Raw genomic sequence first — 18,214 nt, forward strand, 5'->3', positions numbered from 1 at the left:
CACAGCCGGCGGTGCCCACGCCACGCGACCCGAGCCCGAAGACAACTGGCCACGGACGCCGCGTCTGAAAACCATTCCCCGCACTCCCGAGGAGCAGGGGTTGCCCCAACCGCAGCTGGGCACGGCAGGCGCACACCTCAACAGTAGGCCGCAGAAGGCTTCCACGGGCAGCGGTCGTCCACGGTTGCCCGAATGCGACCCGGCCACCCGTATGCATCTGATATGCGCCGAACGGGTGGCCTTCAACCGCTAATCCTCGGTCGGAAGCTCCACCGGAAGCGCGACTTCCGCTGCCGCCTCCGGTCCCTGTTCGAGCAGGACAGCGAAGCCGTCCTCGTTCAGAACCGGAACCTTCAGCTGCATGGCCTTGTCGTACTTGGAACCGGGATTGTCTCCCACTACGACGAAAGATGTCTTCTTCGAAACAGAACCGGTCACTTTCGCTCCCCGGCTCTGCAGGGCCTCTTTCGCGCCATCCCGCGTGTGGTGTTCGAGCGTTCCGGTGACGACAACGGTGAGCCCTTCGAGCGGACGGGGCCCTTCGTCCTCTCCGGAACCCTCTTCCTCCAGGCGGACTCCAGCGGCCTTCCACTTGCGGATGATCTCGCGGTGCCAGTCCTCCGTGAACCACTGCTTGAGCGAGGCGGCGATGATGGCGCCGACGCCCTCGGTGGCGGCGAGCTCCTCCTCGGTGGCCGCCTCGATCCGGTCGATCGAGCGGAACTCGCGGGCCAGCGCCTCGGCCGCGACCGGCCCGACATGACGGATCGACAGCCCCGTCAGAATGCGGGCGAGCGGACGCTCCTTGGCCGCCGCGATGGTGTCCAGCATGGCGATCGCGTTCTTCTTCGGCTCGCCCTGCTGGTTGGCGAAGACCGTGGCGATCTTCTCCTCGCCCGTCTTCGGGTCGCGCTTGGGCAGTCCGCTGTCCTGGTCGAGGACGTACGCCTTGATGGGCAGCAGTCGCTCGATGGTGAGGTCGAAGAGGTCGCCCTCGTCCACGAGCGGTGGCTCGGCCGGCTCCAGCGGCTTGGTGAGCGCCGCGGCGGCGACGTACCCGAAGTGCTCGATGTCCAGCGCCTTGCGGCCCGCCAGGTAGAAGAGGCGCTCGCGCAACTGGGCCGGGCAGGTGCGGGCGTTCGGGCACCGCAGGTCGATGTCGCCCTCCTTCATGGGCCGCAGCGGCGTACCGCACTCGGGGCACTCCGCGGGCATCACGAACTCCCGCTCGCTGCCGTCGCGCAGATCGGTCACCGGCCCGAGGATCTCCGGGATGACGTCACCGGCCTTGCGCAGCACGACCGTGTCCCCGATGAGGACGCCCTTGGCCTTCACCACATCCTGGTTGTGCAGGGTCGCGAACTCGACCTCGGAGCCGGCCACCGTGACGGGTTCGACCTGCGCGTACGGCGTGACGCGGCCCGTGCGGCCCACACCCACCCGGATGTTGATCAGCTTGGTGTTGACCTCCTCCGGCGCGTACTTCCAGGCGATCGCCCAGCGCGGGGCACGGGCCGTGGAGCCCAGGCGGCCCTGGAGGCGGATTTCGTCGAGCTTGACGACCACCCCGTCGATCTCGTGTTCCACGGAGTGGCGGTTCTCCCCGTAGTACGCGATGAACTCCCGTACGCCGTCGAGGTCGTCGACCACCTTGGCGTACTGGGTGGTCGGCAGGCCCCACTCACGCAGCAGGTCGTACGCCTGGGAGAGGCGATCGATGTCGAAGCCCTCGCGGGCGCCGATGCCATGGACGACCATGTGCAGCGGACGGCTCGCGGTGACGCGGGGGTCCTTCTGGCGCAGGGAACCCGCCGCCGCGTTGCGGGGATTGGCGAAGGGCTTGTCGCCGCCCTCCACCAGGCGGGCGTTGAGCTCCTCGAACTTCTCCATCGGGAAGTAGACCTCGCCGCGGATCTCCACGAGGTCCGGGACGCGGTCGCCCTTGAGACGGTCCGGGATCTCCGCGATCGTGCGGACGTTGGGCGTGATGTCCTCGCCCGTGCGGCCGTCGCCGCGGGTCGCCGCGCGCGTGAGGCGACCGTGCTCGTACGTGAGGTTGACCGCGAGGCCGTCGACCTTCAGCTCGCACAGGAGGTGGTAGTCGGAGGTACCCACGTCTCTCGCGACGCGCTCCGCCCAGGCCGCGAGCTCCAGGTCGTCGAAGGCGTTGTCGAGCGAGAGCATGCGTTCGCGGTGCTGGACGGACGTGAACTCGGTCTCGTACGCGCCCGAGACCTTCTGGGTCGGGGAGTCGGGAGTGCGCAGCTCGGGATACTCGTCCTCGATGGCCTCGAGGGAGCGCAGGAGCTTGTCGAACTCCGCGTCGCTGACGACCGGTTGGTCCTTCACGTAGTACCGGAAGCGGTGCTCCTCGATCTGCTCGGAGAGCAGCGCGTGCTTCTCCCGCGCCTCGGCGGGTACCGATGTGGGCTCTGCGTGCTTTTCGCCGGCCACCGTGTTGTCCTCCCGTTACTCAGGGTTGTCCGCGAGGGATCTCGCCGCCCGGACGCAGTGGGCGAGTGCCTTGCGCGCATGGTCGGGGGAAGCCCCCGCCAGCCCGCACGACGGAGTGATGGTGACCGCCTCCGCGAGAAGCCCCGGATGCAGCCCCAGCCTGCGCCACAGCGTCCTGACACCCATGACGCTACCGGCAGGGTCTGACAATGGACCGTCCACACCGGGGACGACACCGGCGAAGAGCCGGGTCCCGCCTTCCACTGCTTCCCCGATCACATCGTCGTCACGCTCGGTGAGGAGCGAGAAGTCGAAGGAGACCGCCGCGACGCCCGTTCTGCGCAGGAGTGCGAACGGCACGTCGGGCGCGCACGAGTGCACCACGACCGGCCCGCCGCTGTGAACCCCGATGACGTCCCGCAGGGTGGCCTCGATCAGCTGCCGGTCGACGGCCCGGTGGGTCCGGTAGCCGCTCGCGCTCCTCACGTGCCCGCGCAGTACGGCGATGAGGGACGGCTCGTCGAGCTGGAGGACCAGCTGTGCTCCCGGAACGCGCCGCTGGACCTCTTCGAGGTGGACGCGCAGCCCCTCGGCGAGCGAACCGGCGAGATCCCGGCAGGCCCCGAGGTCGGACAGCGCCACCTCGCCGTTCCTCAACTCCAGCGCGGCGGCCAGCGTCCAGGGGCCCACCGCCTGCACCTTCAGCGGCCCCTCGTACCCCTGAGTGAACTCCTCGATCGCGTCGAGGTCCTCCCCCAGCCACGACCTCGCCCTCCGGGTGTCCCGCCCCGGCCGGTCCCCGAGCCGCCATCCGCTGGGCTCCACACGCGCGAACAGCTCGACGAGCATCCCGGCGGTCCGCCCGATCATGTCCGCGCCGGGCCCCCGCGCGGGCAGCTCGGGCAGATGGGGGAAGTCCTCGAAGGACCCGACGACCATCTTGGCCGCCTCCCGGGCATCCTCGCCCGGCATTGACCCGACCCCTGTCGCGGAACCGAACCTGAACTTGCTGTTTTCGCTCACTCCGGCAGCGTACGGAATGGTTCTCGGGAGGTCAGCGGCCCGGTCGCACCGTCAAGTCGTTGACCTCCGCGTCGCGCGGCAGGTCGAGGGCCATGAGGATCGTCGTGGCGACGGACTCGGGGTCGATCCACTTCGACGCGTCGTACTCCTTGCCCTCCTGCTGGTGGACCTTGGCCTGCATGGGGCTGGCCGTGCGGCCGGGGTACACGGAGGTGACGCGGACACCGTTGCCGTGCTCCTCGTGGCGCAGGGAGTCCGCGAGGGCCTTCAGGCCGTGCTTGGAGGCTGCGTACGCGGACCAGTCGGCGTGGGCGTTGAGGCCGGCGCCCGAGTTGACGAACAGCACGTGGCCCTGGGCGACGCGGAGTTGGGGCAGGAAGTGGCGGGTCAGCTCGGCGGGGGCGATCAGGTTGACGTTGAGCTGGTGGCGCCAGGACTTGGGGGTCAGCTCGCCGACCGGACCGAGGTCGACCACGCCCGCGATGTGCAGGAGTGAGTCGATCCGGTCGGGCAGCGTCTGGTGCGAGAACGCCCAGGAGAGCTTGTCCGGGTCCGCGAGGTCGCCGACGAGCGTCATCGCTCCCGGGTACGCCGCGGCGAGCTCCTTCGCGCGGCCCGCGTCGCGCGCGTGCAGCACGATGTCGTCCCCGCGCGCGTGGAGGCGGCGGGCGACCGCCGCGCCGATGCCGGAGCCCGCCCCGGTGATCACATGTGTAGCCATGCCCGCCATGCTCGCATCACTGCTGGCCCCGGCTCTCCTCGAGGTAGGCCAGGGCGCCCACCGGCTCCTCCGCGAAGAACACCAGCTCAGTGAGCGGAAGCGGCAGGAAACCCTCGTCCTCCATGCGCCGGAACTGCTCCTTCAGGCCGTCGTAGAAGCCCGCCGTGTTGAGCAGCACCACCGGCTTCCGCGTCTTCCCGTGCTTCTTCAGCTCCAGGATCTCGGTCGCCTCGTCGAGCGTCCCCGTTCCCCCGACCATGACCACCACCGCGTCGGCCTTCTCCAGGAGCAGTGCCTTGCGCTCGGCGAGGTCACCCGCGATGACCATCTCGTCGGCGTTCGGACGGACCTTGGCCGCCAGGAAGTCCACCGAGACGCCCAACAGACGTCCGCCCGCCTCCTGCACACCGTCGGCGACCACCTTCATGAGACCGACGTCCGAACCGCCCCACACCAGGGTGTGACCGCCTTTGCCGAGCAGTTCCGCGAACTCCCGCGCGGGGCGCGTGTAGCGGTCGTCGAGGTCGGCGGCGGAGAGGAAGACGCAGATATTCATGCGTCCACGGTACGGGGGAAGAACTCCGGGCCCGCCGGTGCTGTCCAGGTATGGCTGAAGGACACACGATCACCATCGAGCAAGGCACGGAGCGGGTACGCGCCGTGCACGGCGACCAGGTCCTGGCGGAGAGCGACCGCCCCCTGTTGCTGCGCGAGACCGGCTGTCCCGTGCGCTACTACCTACCCCCCGAGGACGTCCGTCTCGATCTCCTGGCGGCTTCCGCGACCCACACGTACTGCCCGTTCAAGGGCACCGCGTCCTACTGGTCACTCCCCGACGCGGCCGACCTCGTCTGGGCGTACCCCGACCCCAAGGCCGAAGTCACCCAGATCAAGGACCACCTGTGCTTCTACGAAGTGGAAGTGGTGTGACCCGCAGGCGCCCCTAGACCGACGCCGTCGCGCGCGTGGTCGTCGCGATCGTCGCGGAGCCCACCACGCGCGTGCCGTCGTACAACACGACCGCCTGGCCGGGGGCGACACCGCGGACCGGCTCGGTGAAGCTGACCTCGAGGGTGCCGTCGACGAGCTCCGCCGTGACCGTCGTCTCGCCGCCGTGGGCGCGGAGTTGGGCGGTGTAGGTGCCGGGGCCGGAGGGGGCCGTGCCGCACCAGCGGGGCTTGATCGCGGTCAGGCCGTTGACGTCCAGGGCAGCCGCCGGGCCGACCGTGACCGTGTTGTCGACCGGGGAGATGTCCAGGACGTAGCGCGGCTTGCCGTCGGCGGCCGGGGTGCCGATGCGGAGCCCCTTGCGCTGGCCGATCGTGTAGCCGTACGCGCCCTCGTGGGTGCCCAGCTTGGCGCCGGACTCGTCGACGATGTCGCCCTCGGCCTTGCCGAGACGGTTCGCCAGGAAGCCCTGGGTGTCGCCGTCGGCGATGAAGCAGATGTCGTGGGAGTCCGGCTTCTTGGCGACGGCGAGGCCGCGGCGCTCGGCCTCCGCGCGGATCTCGTCCTTCGTGGTGACCGTGTCGCCGAGCGGGAACAGGGCGTGCGCGAGCTGGCGGTCGTCGAGCACACCGAGGACGTACGACTGGTCCTTGGCCATGTCGGAGGCGCGGTGCAGCTCGCGCGTGCCGTCCTCGCGGACGATCACCTGCGCATAGTGGCCCGTGCAGACCGCGTCGAAGCCGAGCGCGAGCGCCTTGTCGAGCAGCGCGGCGAACTTGATCTTCTCGTTGCAGCGCAGGCACGGGTTCGGGGTGCGCCCCGCCTCGTACTCGGCGACGAAGTCCTCGACCACGTCCTCGCGGAAGCGCTCGGCGAGGTCCCACACGTAGAAGGGGATGCCGATGACGTCGGCCGCGCGACGGGCGTCGCGCGAGTCCTCGATGGTGCAACAGCCACGCGCGCCGGTGCGGAACGATTGCGGGTTGGCGGAGAGCGCGAGGTGCACGCCCGTCACGTCGTGGCCGGCTTCCGCCGCGCGGGCGGCGGCTACGGCGGAGTCCACTCCACCCGACATGGCGGCGAGTACGCGAAGGGTACGGGGGCGCTGCGAGGTCTCAGTCATAACCCCTCCAGGGTACGGGGCCCTGGGAACCGAAGCCCGCGAGTATCCGTTGAAGATCGCATGGGGGAGAAAAAGGCGGACGCGAAGGCCCGGGCGAAGGGCCGCAGGGCCAAGGACGGCGACCGGCGGGTCGGACGCCGGGCGCTGCTCATCGGCGGTGCGGCGGCCGCCGTGGGCAGTGTCGTGCTGGCGCGGGACGAGCTCTCGCGCCTGTGGTGGCGGCTGCCGAGCGTGGAGAAGCCGCGCAAGGAGGGCGAGGTCGACTTCACGGGCGCCCAGTGGGTGGCCGCGTCGTCGGCGAACTGGCGGCGGGCGGACCGGCCCGACGACTACGGGATAGACCGGGTGATCATCCATGTCACCCAGGGCAGCTTCGACAGCGCGGTGAAGGTCTTCCAGGACCCGGGTCACGGCGCGGCCGCGCACTACATCGTCCGCAAGGACGGTCACATCACCCAGATGATCCGCGAGCTGGACGTGGCGTACCACGCGGGGAACCGGCAGTTCAACGAACGGAGCGTCGGCATCGAGCACGAGGGCTTCGTGGACCGTCCGCAGGATTTCACGGACGCGATGTACGAGGCCTCGGCGCGGCTGACGGCCCGGATATGCGTGCGGTACGACATCCCCGTCGACCGTGAGCACATCATCGGGCACGTGGAGGTGCCGGGAACCGATCACACGGACCCGGGGCCGCACTGGGACTGGGACCGGTACATACCGCTCGTACGGCAGGCACTGTCCGCCCAGAAGCAGACTCAGGCGGCCGGGACCCCCGCCGCCTGAGTCCCGTCGGCCGGGTCCCGCTAGCTGAGTCCCGCCGTACGCGCCCGTTCCACCGCCGGTCCGATCGCGCGGGCCACCGCCTCGACGTCCGCCTCCGTGGAGGTGTGGCCGAGGGAGAAGCGGAGGGTGCCGCGGGCCAGGTCGGGGTCGGTGCCGGTGGCGAGGAGGACATGGCTGGGCTGGGCCACACCCGCAGTGCACGCGGAGCCGGTGGAGCACTCGATGCCCTGCGCGTCCAGGAGGAGGAGCAGGGAGTCGCCTTCGCAGCCGGGGAACGTGAAGTGCGCGTTGGCCGGCAGCCGCCCCCCGTCGGCCGGGTCGCCGCCGAGGATCGCGTCGGGCACGGCCTTGCGCACGGCCTCGACCAGTTCGTCGCGCAGGCCGCCGATCTCCCGGGCGAACCACTCGCGCTGCTCGGCGGCGAGCCGCCCGGCGACGGCGAACGACGCGATCGCGGGCACGTCGAGCGTGCCGGAGCGGACATGGCGTTCCTGGCCACCGCCGTGCAGGACGGGCACGGGGCTGTACTCGCGGCCCAGGAGCAGCGCGCCGATGCCGTACGGGCCGCCGATCTTGTGGCCCGAGACGGTCATGGCGGCGAGGCCCGAGGCGCCGAAGTCGACGGGGACCTGGCCGAAGGCCTGTACGGCGTCGGCGTGCAGCGGGATGCCGAACTCCGCGGCGGCGTCGGCCAGTTCGCGGACCGGCATCACGGTGCCGATCTCGTTGTTGGCCCACATCACGGTGGCGACGGCGACGTCGTCGGGGTTGCGGGCGATGGCCTCGCGCAGGGCGTCCGGGTGGACACGGCCGTAGGGGTCCACCGGGAGGTACTCGACGGTGGCGCCCTCGTGTTCACCGAGCCAGTGGACGGCGTCGAGGACGGCGTGGTGTTCGACGGGGCTCGCGAGGATGCGGGTGCGGGCGGGGTCGGCGTCGCGGCGGGCCCAGTACAGGCCCTTCACCGCGAGGTTGTCGGCCTCGGTGCCGCCGGAGGTGAAGACCACCTCGCTGGGGCGTGCGGCGAGGGCATCCGCCAGGGTTTCGCGGGCTTCCTCGACGGTACGCCTGGCTCGGCGGCCGGCGGCGTGGAGGGAGGAGGCGTTGCCCGTGACGCTGAGCTGGGCGGTCAGTGCCTCTACCGCCTCAGGGAGCATCGGGGTGGTCGCGGCGTGGTCGAGGTAAGCCATGGTGGGCCCGATTCTACGGGCCCTTCCTCCACTGCCTCGGCCCCCACCCGGGGGTGGGCCTCGCCCTGGCCGTCACCCGGGGCATGTCGCACCCTAGAAGCTCCAGGACACCGTGCTGTCGAACTGCATGAGTGTCACGAGCACGACCAGGTCCGCGATGCCCAGGCCGAGGCCAAGGAACGCGCGACCCTTGCGGGCCGTGCCGCGGTAGAGGGCGGCACAGGCGAGGACGATGGCCGTGGGGCCCAGGAGGATGTTGAGGACCAGGAGGCCGAGGAGGCCGAGGATGAAGGAGGCGACGGCCATGCCGTCGGCGTCCCGCCCGGCGGTCCTGCGGGTCGGCGCGGGCGTGCGCTCGGCGCCCTCAGTACGTGCGGTGAGTTCGGTACGTGCGGTGTGTTCGGTGAGTTCCATGGTGTGAGTCCGCTCCCAACAGTTGAGTTGGTGGAGGTGTGGCGCGGTCAGTTGGTGGAGGTCTGGCGTCGGCGGGCGTGCCGCTCGCGTACCGCGAAGACGGCCAGCCAGATGCCGATGACGACGGCGGCGACGAGGCTGACGGGCAGCGGCGCGTGGGCCACGGAGCCCATCACGACACCCATCAGCAGGAGGGCGGCGACGAGGAAGAGCATGGGATGCCTCTCGTGAAGTCTCGAAGTCCGGTCCAGGAACCGGTCCGGGTCTCGACGGTGAGACCCGTTGTGTTTCCGGGACTTGACGACTCAGTGAACGGTTGTAGTAACACTTGTTCACTGACTCTAGAGTCTAGCGTGTCTCCCGGCTTTCCAATTACAGAGAACAGTTGTTAACTGCATGGCATGAGTCACACCCTCGGCATCCGACAGGCCCAGAAGCAGAAGACCCGACAGGCCCTCCTGGACGCGGCGTTGGGGCTGCTGGAGGAGCAGAGCCTGAGCAGCCTGGGTCTGCGTGAGGTCACCCGTGCCGTCGGTGTCGCTCCGACCGCCTTCTACCGGCACTTCCGCTCGACGGCGGATCTCGGTGTGGCCCTCGTCGAGGAGGCGCTGGGCAGTCTGCACCCGATGATCGGGGACACCGTGTCCGCGGCCGGGGACAGCGACGAACGCATCACACGCGCCATCGATCTGATCGCCCATCACGTGGCGACCCACCCCGCGCACGTCCGCTTCATCGCGCGCGAGCGGCACAGCGGAGTCCAGCCGGTGCGGGAGGAGATCCGCGAGCAACTGGCCCGGTTCGCGGAGGAAGTGAAGGACGAGCTGGCCAAACAGCCCGAGTCGCAAGGGTGGAGCGACGACGACCTGCTGATGCTCGCGGGCCTGTACGTCGACCAGATGCTGATGACGGCCTCGCTCTTCCTGGAGGCCCTGGAGGCCTCCGAGGAGGAGCAGGACCGGGTGGCCCGCGTCGCGAGCCGCCAGATGCGGCTCATCAGCATCGGCCGCCGCAACTGGCTGGGGTGACGCCCTCGTTCACCGAGCACGTCACCCCACAAAGCCGTCCGCCGCCGGCCTTCGAGCGAAAGCAGCGGGAACAGTCAGCCCGCCTGCTGCGCCTGACCGCCCTGGCCCCCCTGACCACCACCGAAGCCGCCACAGCCACCGCCGCCGGCCCCACCGCTCGGCATACCGGACGGCCTGCCCGAGCCGGCCGCACCCGAGGGCATCCCGGAAGGAGCACCGGAGGGAGCACCGGAGGGCCTGGCCGACCCCGCGGCATCGCTGGGCCGCCCGGACGGGCCTCCGCTCGGCATTCCCGACGGCCGGGCGCATTCGGTCTGCCCGGTGCTGCCGCTGTCGGAGGACGACGAGTCGCCAGAGCCACAGGCCGCGAGCAGCGGCGCGAGTGCGAGCAGTGCGACGGCGGGGACGAGTCGTACGCGACGGTTCATGAGTCTTACTCCCAGTCAAGTCCCGGGCCCGGTTTATGAATGCCGGATGAGTACGGGATGAGTGGGGGCAAGAGCACCAGACGCAGGTAGGGCCGCGCTGTGCCGAAGCTGTGGCTAGCTGTGGATCACCGCCTCCGGCGGGGGACGCGTTCACCCTCGTACAACGCGCAGATGGCAGCCGCTGTACCGGCCAGTTCCTCCCGTACCTCAGGCGGTGTGAGCACCTCCACGGCCTCCCCGAAGGCCAGTAACGTGCGTGCTTCGCGGATGAAGCCGTACGACAGGTGAGCGGTCACCCACGCGCTCTCGCCGTCGTCCTCCGGCAGGGCCGTGAGCGAGGCGGCGTTGAGGCGGAGGAACAGGTCGAGGCGGGAGCGCTGTACCCGAACTGTGACATCGAGACCGCCGGGCCGCTCCTCCACGCGGCGCCGCAACACCTCCCAGGCGTCGACGAGTTCGACGCCCGGCCGCCGCCGTACCGGATCGGGCAGTTGCGTGGCCGAGCGCACCCGGTCGACCCGGAACAGCCGCGGTCTGCCGCGCCGGTCGGCGACCAGGTACCAGACGCCCGCCTTGGAGACGAGCCCGTAGGGGTCGACGGTGTAGGTGCTCGGTTCGGCGGCGCCGCTGTGCCGGTAGCGCAGCCGCAGCCGGCGGTCGGCGAAGACGGCGTCCTGCAACACGTCCAGATCGACGGCCGGTTGGGGCCCGCCCTTCCAGCGCGTGGCGTCGACCAGGACGCGACGGCTTGTGGCCTCGGCGGCCGGCCGGTGCGGGGCGGGCAGCGCGGCCATCACCTTGCGCAGTGCGGAGCCAAGCGCCGCGTCCAGACCGAGCGCGGCGTGCGCGCCCTGGGCGGCCAGGATGAACAGCGCGCGGGACTCGTCCGCGGTCAGCCCCGTGACGTCCGTACGGAATCCGGCGAGCAGTTCGATGCCGCCGATCCGCCCGCGCTCGGCGTACACCGGGACGCCTGAGGCGGACAGCGCCTCCACGTCCCGGTAGATGGTGCGCACCGACACCTCGAGCCGGTCGGCGAGTTCACGTGCGGGAACGCGGCCGCGGGTCTGGAGCAGCAGCAGGATCGAGAGCAGCCGGTCGGACTTCACAGGCCCCAGGATCGCGTACGACTGGATCGCCGACCGCGCGCGGTCGGCGATCCACCCGGACAGCCGGGCGTTCAGCCGATCCGCACCCGCGCGAGCTGCCGGGACTGCGCTACCAGCCGGTCCTCGCTGTCCCACACCTCCGCGTCCTCCTCCAGGAAGCCGCCGGCGAGGTTGCGGGTGGTGATCGACACCCGGAGCGGGCCGGGCGCCGGGCGGGCGCGGACGTGCACCGTCAGTTCTACGGTCGGCACCCAGCCGGACAGGCCGAGTTCGAAGGCGGTCGGCGGGAGCGCGTCGACCGCGAGGAGCAGCGAGAAGGGGTCCGCGTCGCGGCCGTCGGCGAGACCGAGCCAGGCCCTCATCTCGCCCTTCCCGGAGGGTGATCCGAGGGCCCAGCCCAGGGTCGCCGGGTCGAGCTTGAGCATCAGCCGGTCGGCGATCGCCGAGCTGCCGGGCACCGGAGCGGGCGCGTCCTGGGGGCCGAAGCACTGGTCCACGGGCGGGAGCGCGGGCGGTTTCGCCGTCGTACGGACGTCCTCGGGGAGGGCGTCGAGATCGCCGTACGAGGCGAGGACGCGGATCCGTTCGACCTCGCGGCCCTCGTCGTCGTACTGGAAGAGGGACGCCTGGCCGGTGGAGAGGGTCCGGCCGGTGCGTACGACGTCCGTGCGGACGACCGCCGGTCCCGGCTGGGAGGCGGTCAGGTAGTGCGCGGAGATCGTGAACGGGTCGGTGTGCGGCAGGGCGTCCGCGAGGGCGCGGCCCAGGACGGCGAGGAGATAGCCGCCGTTGACCGCGCTGATGATCGTCCACCCGGCGGACAGATCGATGTCGTAGACGCCGGGTTCGCGCAGGGTGACCGCCGTGTCGCGGTCGAACTCGCTGTCGCCGATCGTGGCCCGCAGGGCCCCTATCGAAGCTGCTTCTGACATGCCTGAACGGTACAACAGGAAATTACTAAGCGGTAGCTTTTACTGTTTCGGGCACATGAAGTCCGTTGAAACGTTCACGGCGTCTCCGGTTCCGTCGCCGTCGAGCGGCGGTGCCAGGCGCGCGGTGCCCGCCAGTGGAACCGCATCGCGAGCAGCCTCAGCACGAAGGCCGTGACGACCGCCAGCCCGCTGGTGAACGTGGTGAGCATGTCATAGCGGATGCACACGACGACCATCGCGGCGCCGACCATCGCCGGCACCGCATACAGGTCGCGGTCCCAGCGCAGCAGTGAGGGCACCTCGTTGGCGAGGACGTCGCGCAGCACACCGCCGCCGACCGCGGTGGCGAGGCCGAGGGCCGCCGACTGGGTCAGGCCGAGCCCGTACTCGTACGCCTTCATCGTGCCGGCGACGCAGAAGAGGCCGAGTCCGGCCGCGTCGAAGACGTTGACCGCGACCTGGGTCCGCTCCACCTCCGGGTGGAGGAAGAAGACGAGCAGGGCGGCGAGCAGCGGGGTGCTGAAGTAGCCGAGGTCGGTGAACGCGGCCGGGGGTACGGCCCCGATGACCACGTCGCGGAACAGCCCTCCGCCCAACGCCGTGACCTCGGCGAGTACGGCGATGCCGAAGACGTCGAAGTTCTTGCGGACGGCCAGCAGGGCGCCGGAGATCGCGAAGACGAAGATCCCCACGAGGTCGAGGACATGCTGGACGGAGGGGGTGAACAGTTCCTGGAGCACCCGACATTTTTACCTACGCCGACGGGAGAGCGCGCATGCGCTCTCCCGTCGCTGGTCGTTCGGCCCGGCTCCCCGGTGACTACTCCTTCGACGGAGCATCCTCGGCGGGGACGTCCTTGGAGGCCTCTTCCGAAGCCGCGGCCTCAGCCGGAGCCTCAGCCTCATCGGCGACGGCCTCGGCCTCGACCTCGACCGAAACCTCGGCCGGAGCCTCCCCCGACACCTCGGCCGCATCCACCGCGGGCACCAGCTCGACCGTCTCCAGGGCAACCTTCGCCGCCGACAGCAGCACCGTGTCCTGCGGCGCCTGATCCTCCGCGTTCTCCGGGTGGTGGCAGGCCACCTGCTGGCCGGGCTTCAGCTCGATGAGCGGCGGCTCGGCCGTCTTGCAGATCGCCGTGGCCTTCCAGCAGCGGGTGTGGAAGCGGCAGCCGCTGGGCGGCGAGATCGGCGAGGGCACGTCGCCCTTGAGCAGGATGCGGTCGCTCTTGGCGCCCCGGCGCTTGGGGTCCGGGACCGGCACCGCGGACATCAGGGCCTTGGTGTACGGGTGCATCGGCGCCTCGTACAGCGAGGTGCGGTCGGCGAGTTCGACGATCTTGCCGAGGTACATCACCGCGATGCGGTCCGAGACATGGCGTACGACGGAGAGGTCGTGCGCGATGATCACGTACGTCAGGCCCAGTTCGGACTGTAGGTCGTCCATCAGGTTCACGACCTGCGCCTGGATCGACACGTCGAGCGCGGAGACCGGCTCGTCCGCCACGACCAGCTTCGGCTTCAGGGCGAGCGCGCGGGCGATGCCGATGCGCTGACGCTGGCCGCCGGAGAACTCGTGCGGGTAGCGGTTGAAGTGCTCGGGGCTCAGGCCCACCAGCTCGAGAAGGCGCTGGACCTCCTTCTTCACACCGCCCTCGGGCTCGACGCCCTGGAGCCGGAAGGGCGCCGAGACGATCGAGCCGATGGTGTGCCGCGGGTTCAGCGAACCGTACGGGTCCTGGAAGATCATCTGGATGTCCCGGCGCAGCGGGCGCATCTTCCCCGCGCCGAGCCGGGTGATGTCCTGGCCCTCGAACTCGATGGTGCCGCCGGTCGGGTCCTGGAGGCGGGTGATGACCCGGCCCATGGTCGACTTGCCGCAGCCGGACTCGCCGACCACGCCCAGCGTCTCGCCCTTGCGCACCTCGAAGTCGATGCCGTCGACCGCCTTGACGGCCGCGACCTGGCGCTGGAGGACGCCCTTCCGGATGGGGAAGTGCTTCTTCAGCCCCTGGACCCTGAGCAGCACCTCGCGGTCGTCGGGGGCCGTTGCCTGCTGCGGGATCACCGCCGCTTCGGTGGCGTCGCTCTTCTTCGTCTCACTCACAGCTTCGGCGCAATCTCTTCGGTCCAGATCCGCGTACGGTCCTCCTGCGAGAGATGGCAGGCGGAGTAGTGCCCGCTGCCGACCAGTTGCAGTTCGGGGCGCACGGTACGGGTGACATCGCCCTTGGGGAGATCCGCGTACGGGCAGCGCGGGTGGAAGGCGCAGCCCGAGGGGACGTTGATGAGGCTCGGCGGCTGGCCCTTGACGGGGATGAGCCGCTCGGACGTCTCCCGGTCGATGCGCGGCATCGAGCCCAGCAGGCCCCAGGTGTAGGGGTGCTGCGGCCGCTCGAAGATCGTGTCGACCGGACCGCGCTCCGCGCACCGGCCGCCGTACATCACCAGGACGTCGTCGGCGATCTCGGCGACCACACCCAGGTCGTGGGTGATGAGGACGACGGCGGAGCCGAACTCCTTCTGCAGATCGCGGATGAGGTCGAGGATCTGCGCCTGGACGGTCACGTCCAGGGCGGTCGTCGGCTCGTCCGCGATGAGCAGTTCGGGGTTGTTGACGAGCGCCATGGCGATCATCGCGCGCTGGCGCATACCGCCGGAGAACTCGTGCGGGTAGCTGTCGACGCGCTTGCCGGGTTCGGGGATGCCGACCCGGTCGAGCATCTCGATGGCCCGCCTGCGTGCGGTCTTCTTGTCGACCTTGTGGTGGACGCGGTACGCCTCCACGATCTGGTTACCGATCGTGTAGTACGGGTGCATCGCCGAGAGCGGGTCCTGGAAGATCATCGCCATCTCGCGGCCGCGGAGCTTGCGCACCTCGTCCGGGTCGGCGCTCACCAGTTCCTGGCCGTCGAGCCAGATCTCGCCGGACATCCGGACGTGCTTGCCGCCCGCGCCCAGCCGGTGCAGGCCCATGATCGCCAGCGAGGTGACGGACTTCCCGGATCCCGACTCGCCCACGATGGAGAGGGTCTTGCCCTTCTCCAGCGAGAAGCTGAGCCCGTCGACGGACTTGACCACGCCGTCGTCGGTCGGGAAGTGCACCTTGAGGTCGCGTACTTCGAGGAAGGCGCTCGGTGCGTCCGAGCGCGCGGTGACGGGTTCGCCTACCGCGGCGCCGGTCTTGGACAGTTCGGTCACGAGAGCCTCACCCGAGGGTCGGCGGCCGCGTAGAGCAGGTCCACCAGAAGATTTGCGATCACGACGAAGAGGGCGGCGACCAGGGTGACACCGAGGATCTTGGGCAGGTCGTTGTCGGTGATGCCCTGTACCGCGTACTGGCCGATGCCGGGCAGCGAGAACACGTACTCGGTGATCACGGCTCCGCCGAGCAGCAGACCGAGGTCCATGCCGAAGATGGTGATGATCGGCGTCAGCGCGGCCCGCAGCCCGTGCCGCACCACGACCTTGCTCTCACGCAGGCCCTTGGCGCGGGCCGTACGGATGTAGTCCTCGTTCATCGTCTCCAGCATGCCCGAGCGGGTGAGCCGCGCGTAGATGGCGGAGTAGAGGAGTGCGAGCGAGCACCACGCGGGGAAGAGGGTGTTGGCCCACTCCGCGGGATTCTCGGTGAACGGGACGTACGTCTGGCCGAAGATCGGCCACTGGAAGGTGAAGAGCAGCAGCGCCAGGTTGCCCGTGAAGAACATGGGCAGCGAGACACCGGCGAGGGCGATGCCCATGAAGGTGCGGTCGAGGAACGAGCGCGGCTTGAGCGCGGAGACCACACCGGCCGTGACACCGGACACCAGCCAGAGCACGGCGGCACCGGCGGCGAGCGAGGCCGTCACCGGAATGCGGGAGGTCAGCTCCGGCCAGACCGCCTGGTGGGTCTTGAAGGAGTAGCCGAAGCAGGGCGCGTCGCAGTGCGCCGTGGTGGGGCCGAGGTCATAGGTGGATCCGACCACGATCCCCTTGATGAAGTGCCAGAACTGGAGATAGAGGGGCTGGTCCAGTCCGAGGTTTTGCTTGACCGCGGCGATGTCGGCCGCCGTCGGGCTCTTCCCGATGTACTGCTGGGCCAGCGAGTCGGCGGTCTGACCGGCGAACCGCGGCAGTACGAAGAAGATGGCGAAGGTGACCGCGGTGACGACCAGCAGCAGGATCACTGCCGCGGCCATCCGGCGGAGGATGTACGAGATCACGGGGATCGGCGCTGGTGCCCGCGGGCCGCGAAGCCCGCGGGCACCAATGCCTTCACCTGCCTTCCGGGGCTACTTCTTGGTCGTACCGATGTTGAGGTAGTCGTACTGACCGCTGAAGGCCGCCGTGGACACCAGGTTGGTGAAGCCGGCCGGGCGGTACAGCAGGACCTTGAAGTAGGTCAGCGGAACGAGGGCCGCCTCTTCCATGGTCTTCTTGTCGACCTCGGTGTACATGGCGTCACGCGTCGCCTTGTCCTCCGTGCCGATCGCCTTCTCCAGCGTGGTGTTGACGTCGGCGTTGTCGAACTGCGACAGGTTGGTGTTGCCGGACGCGCCGATCGCGTCACCGTGCAGGATCTGCTGCAGGAAGCCGTAGCCGGACGGCCAGTCGGAACCCCACTGCATCATCATCAGACCGATGTTGTTCTTCTTGTCGAACTCGGGGACACCCGCGTTGTCGGTGAAGTACTTGCCCGACGGGTACTGCTTCAGGCTGGCGTTGATCCCGGCGGCCTTCAGCGAGTTGATGATCGCGGTGGCCGCGTCGATCTCCGCCGGGCGGTCGCTGCGCGCGGAGATGTTCGTGGTGATCGACGTCTTGCCGCAGGCCGTCAGCTGCTCCTTGGCCTTGGCCACGTCGCCCTTGTTGCCGGCGGAGGCGTAGATGTCCGACTTCTCGTAGCCCGGGATGTCCGGCGGGAGGACGGTGGTGGCGATGTCACCGCGGATCGGGCCGCCCTCGGCGGTCTGCACCGAGACCTTGTCGATCGCGTACTCGACGGCCTTGCGGCAGGCGACGTTGTCGAACGGCGCGAGCTTGGTGTTGATCGCCATGTAGACGAGACGGCCACCGTAGGTGTTGTCGGTGTTGGCCTTCAGGTCGGCGGAGTTGACGACCTTCGCCTGCGTCGCGGCCTGGACACCCGTACCGCCCAGGTCTATGGCGTTACCGGCCAAGACGTCCTGGTCGATCGTCTCGGCGTTGACCTTCAGCTTGACGACGATCTTGTCCGGGTACTGCTTGCGCAGCGGGTCGGTCGACGCGTCCCAGTTCTCGTTGCGGACGAGGACGGCCTGCTTGCCATCCTCGTAGCTCTCGAACTTGTACGAGCCCGAGGACACGATGTTCTTGACGTAGTCGACGCCGGTGTCCTTGGCCTGCGGGACCGGAGCCGTCTGCGGCGTGGCGACCAGGTAGTCGAACTCCTGGAAGGCGCGGTTGAGCTTGAAGACGACCGTGGTGTCGTCCGGCGTCTCGATCGACGACAGACCCTCGGCGCTCTTGTCCTTGTAGGGACCCTTGTACTTGTCGCCGCCCTCGAGGAACTGCTGGAAGTAGTTCGGGCCGAGGGAGAGCACGTCACGCGCGAAGTTGGAGCGCTCCACGGCGTACTTCACGTCCTTCGACGTGATCGCCGTGCCGTCCTGGTACTTCAGGCCCGAACGCAGCTTGTACGTCCAGGTCTTGCCGCCGTCGCTCGGTACACCCGCGCTCGCGGCGAGGTCCGGGACCAGCTCGTTGCCCTTGTCGCCCGCAGCGGGCTTGAAGGTCATCAGCGGGCGGGCGTACAGCCGGCTGAAGTTGTACATGTACGCGTAGTACGTGTTGCCCGGGTCGAAGGAGTCCGGGACGTCGGAGTACTCGTAAGTGACCGTCCCGCCCTTCTGGGTGGAGGCGTTGACGACGTCCTTGGTCGCCGCGTTGGCGCCGGCCGACTTCGTTCCGTCATTGTTCTCGTTGTCATCGGCTTTGCTGCAACCCGCAAGTAGCAGGCTCACAGAGCCGATGGCCGCAACCGCGGCCAGCGCTGACCTTCGCATGATGGTCTGCTTCCTCCATTGTTGGAAACTTGA

General features: G+C 69.4%; 19 protein-coding genes. 3 read left to right on the forward strand and 16 right to left on the reverse strand.

What is annotated here, in order from left to right:
- Positions 1–249: 249 nt before the first annotated feature.
- The 4 genes from ligA to OG266_RS12895 are packed head-to-tail and all read right to left on the reverse strand — an operon-like array spanning position 250 to position 4,754.
- Complete coding sequence (gene ligA / locus OG266_RS12880; RefSeq protein WP_371545651.1) at positions 250–2,454, reverse strand: NAD-dependent DNA ligase LigA; 2,205 nt, start codon at positions 2,452–2,454, stop codon at positions 250–252.
- Between the two features lie 15 nt (positions 2,455–2,469).
- On the reverse strand, positions 2,470–3,477 hold the full coding sequence (locus OG266_RS12885; RefSeq protein ID WP_371545653.1) for a methionine synthase: 1,008 nt from the start codon (positions 3,475–3,477) through the stop codon (positions 2,470–2,472).
- A gap of 31 nt (positions 3,478–3,508) precedes the next feature.
- Positions 3,509–4,198: an SDR family oxidoreductase gene (locus OG266_RS12890; RefSeq protein ID WP_326720517.1), complete on the reverse strand. Its 690-nt coding sequence runs from the start codon at positions 4,196–4,198 to the stop codon at positions 3,509–3,511.
- A gap of 16 nt (positions 4,199–4,214) precedes the next feature.
- Complete coding sequence (locus OG266_RS12895) at positions 4,215–4,754, reverse strand: TIGR00730 family Rossman fold protein (protein ID WP_266474793.1); 540 nt, start codon at positions 4,752–4,754, stop codon at positions 4,215–4,217.
- Between the two features lie 50 nt (positions 4,755–4,804).
- Here OG266_RS12895 and OG266_RS12900 point away from each other — a divergent pair, with 50 nt between their 5' ends.
- Entirely contained in the window at positions 4,805–5,128 is a 324-nt protein-coding gene (locus OG266_RS12900; RefSeq protein WP_371545656.1) for a DUF427 domain-containing protein, read from the forward strand.
- A gap of 13 nt (positions 5,129–5,141) precedes the next feature.
- Here OG266_RS12900 and mnmA read toward each other — a convergent pair whose 3' ends face one another.
- Complete coding sequence (gene mnmA, locus OG266_RS12905; protein WP_371545659.1) at positions 5,142–6,269, reverse strand: tRNA 2-thiouridine(34) synthase MnmA; 1,128 nt, start codon at positions 6,267–6,269, stop codon at positions 5,142–5,144.
- Positions 6,270–6,329: 60 nt separating this feature from the next.
- On the opposite strand from mnmA, the gene OG266_RS12910 reads away from it, so the two are divergent.
- Positions 6,330–7,055 carry an N-acetylmuramoyl-L-alanine amidase gene (locus tag OG266_RS12910; protein WP_371545661.1) on the forward strand — a complete coding sequence of 242 codons (726 nt, stop codon included), beginning with the start codon at positions 6,330–6,332 and terminating at the stop codon, positions 7,053–7,055.
- A 20-nt stretch (positions 7,056–7,075) separates the two neighbouring features.
- Here the strand turns inward: OG266_RS12910 and OG266_RS12915 are convergent, their stop codons facing one another.
- The 3 genes from OG266_RS12915 to OG266_RS12925 all read right to left on the reverse strand — a co-directional run bounded on the left by OG266_RS12915 (position 7,076) and on the right by OG266_RS12925 (position 8,874).
- Positions 7,076–8,245 (reverse strand): cysteine desulfurase family protein, encoded by a 1,170-nt coding sequence (locus tag OG266_RS12915; RefSeq protein ID WP_371545664.1) that lies wholly within the window; start codon positions 8,243–8,245, stop codon positions 7,076–7,078.
- Between the two features lie 93 nt (positions 8,246–8,338).
- The gene (locus OG266_RS12920) at positions 8,339–8,659 is read right to left on the reverse strand and encodes a DUF4190 domain-containing protein (protein ID WP_371545666.1); all 321 of its coding nucleotides are present in this window, start codon (positions 8,657–8,659) and stop codon (positions 8,339–8,341) included.
- Positions 8,660–8,706: 47 nt separating this feature from the next.
- Positions 8,707–8,874, reverse strand: a complete 168-nt coding sequence (locus tag OG266_RS12925; RefSeq protein WP_326720523.1) for a hypothetical protein — start codon at positions 8,872–8,874, stop codon at positions 8,707–8,709.
- A gap of 186 nt (positions 8,875–9,060) precedes the next feature.
- Between OG266_RS12925 and OG266_RS12930 the strand changes: the two genes are divergently transcribed.
- Complete coding sequence (locus OG266_RS12930) at positions 9,061–9,687, forward strand: TetR family transcriptional regulator (protein WP_371545668.1); 627 nt, start codon at positions 9,061–9,063, stop codon at positions 9,685–9,687.
- Positions 9,688–9,761: 74 nt separating this feature from the next.
- On the opposite strand, the gene OG266_RS12935 is transcribed toward OG266_RS12930, so the two are convergent.
- The 8 genes from OG266_RS12935 to OG266_RS12970 form a co-directional block, all read right to left on the reverse strand.
- A complete protein-coding gene (locus OG266_RS12935) occupies positions 9,762–10,115 on the reverse strand; it encodes a hypothetical protein (protein WP_329545352.1) in 354 nt (117 codons plus the stop codon).
- Between the two features lie 125 nt (positions 10,116–10,240).
- The gene (locus OG266_RS12940) at positions 10,241–11,224 is read right to left on the reverse strand and encodes a helix-turn-helix transcriptional regulator (RefSeq protein ID WP_371552767.1); all 984 of its coding nucleotides are present in this window, start codon (positions 11,222–11,224) and stop codon (positions 10,241–10,243) included.
- 71 nt (positions 11,225–11,295) lie between these two features.
- Positions 11,296–12,156, reverse strand: coding sequence for a thioesterase family protein (locus tag OG266_RS12945; protein WP_329545354.1), 861 nt, complete (start codon positions 12,154–12,156; stop codon positions 11,296–11,298).
- 74 nt (positions 12,157–12,230) lie between these two features.
- Positions 12,231–12,896: a trimeric intracellular cation channel family protein gene (locus tag OG266_RS12950; protein ID WP_266474810.1), complete on the reverse strand. Its 666-nt coding sequence runs from the start codon at positions 12,894–12,896 to the stop codon at positions 12,231–12,233.
- 79 nt (positions 12,897–12,975) lie between these two features.
- Positions 12,976–14,262 carry an ABC transporter ATP-binding protein gene (locus OG266_RS12955; protein WP_371545671.1) on the reverse strand — a complete coding sequence of 429 codons (1,287 nt, stop codon included), beginning with the start codon at positions 14,260–14,262 and terminating at the stop codon, positions 12,976–12,978.
- Complete coding sequence (locus OG266_RS12960) at positions 14,259–15,356, reverse strand: ABC transporter ATP-binding protein (protein WP_266474812.1); 1,098 nt, start codon at positions 15,354–15,356, stop codon at positions 14,259–14,261. The genes OG266_RS12955 and OG266_RS12960 overlap by 4 nt, the downstream gene beginning before the upstream one ends.
- Complete coding sequence (locus OG266_RS12965) at positions 15,353–16,360, reverse strand: ABC transporter permease (RefSeq protein ID WP_266474814.1); 1,008 nt, start codon at positions 16,358–16,360, stop codon at positions 15,353–15,355. Before OG266_RS12965 ends, OG266_RS12960 begins: the two co-directional genes overlap by 4 nt.
- Before the next feature lie 69 nt (positions 16,361–16,429).
- Positions 16,430–18,181: an ABC transporter substrate-binding protein gene (locus OG266_RS12970; RefSeq protein ID WP_266474816.1), complete on the reverse strand. Its 1,752-nt coding sequence runs from the start codon at positions 18,179–18,181 to the stop codon at positions 16,430–16,432.
- Positions 18,182–18,214: the final 33 nt, after the last annotated feature.

It is taken from the genome of Streptomyces sp. NBC_00554 (assembly GCF_041431135.1).
Classification (GTDB): Bacteria; Actinomycetota; Actinomycetes; order Streptomycetales; family Streptomycetaceae; genus Streptomyces.

Bases quoted from the DNA above. Each gene is read 5' to 3' on its own strand.
- OG266_RS12890 (WP_326720517.1), bottom strand. From the start codon at position 4,198: ATGGCTACACATGTGATCACCGGGGCGGGCTCCGGCATCGGCGCGGCG.
- OG266_RS12895 (WP_266474793.1), bottom strand. From the start codon at position 4,754: ATGAATATCTGCGTCTTCCTCTCCGCCGCCGACCTCGACGACCGCTAC.
- OG266_RS12900 (WP_371545656.1), top strand. From the start codon at position 4,805: ATGGCTGAAGGACACACGATCACCATCGAGCAAGGCACGGAGCGGGTA.
- mnmA (WP_371545659.1), bottom strand. From the start codon at position 6,269: ATGACTGAGACCTCGCAGCGCCCCCGTACCCTTCGCGTACTCGCCGCC.
- OG266_RS12910 (WP_371545661.1), top strand. From the start codon at position 6,330: ATGGGGGAGAAAAAGGCGGACGCGAAGGCCCGGGCGAAGGGCCGCAGG.
- OG266_RS12915 (WP_371545664.1), bottom strand. From the start codon at position 8,245: ATGGCTTACCTCGACCACGCCGCGACCACCCCGATGCTCCCTGAGGCG.
- OG266_RS12920 (WP_371545666.1), bottom strand. From the start codon at position 8,659: ATGGAACTCACCGAACACACCGCACGTACCGAACTCACCGCACGTACT.
- OG266_RS12925 (WP_326720523.1), bottom strand. From the start codon at position 8,874: ATGCTCTTCCTCGTCGCCGCCCTCCTGCTGATGGGTGTCGTGATGGGC.
- OG266_RS12930 (WP_371545668.1), top strand. From the start codon at position 9,061: ATGAGTCACACCCTCGGCATCCGACAGGCCCAGAAGCAGAAGACCCGA.
- OG266_RS12935 (WP_329545352.1), bottom strand. From the start codon at position 10,115: ATGAACCGTCGCGTACGACTCGTCCCCGCCGTCGCACTGCTCGCACTC.
- OG266_RS12945 (WP_329545354.1), bottom strand. From the start codon at position 12,156: ATGTCAGAAGCAGCTTCGATAGGGGCCCTGCGGGCCACGATCGGCGAC.
- OG266_RS12970 (WP_266474816.1), bottom strand. From the start codon at position 18,181: ATGCGAAGGTCAGCGCTGGCCGCGGTTGCGGCCATCGGCTCTGTGAGC.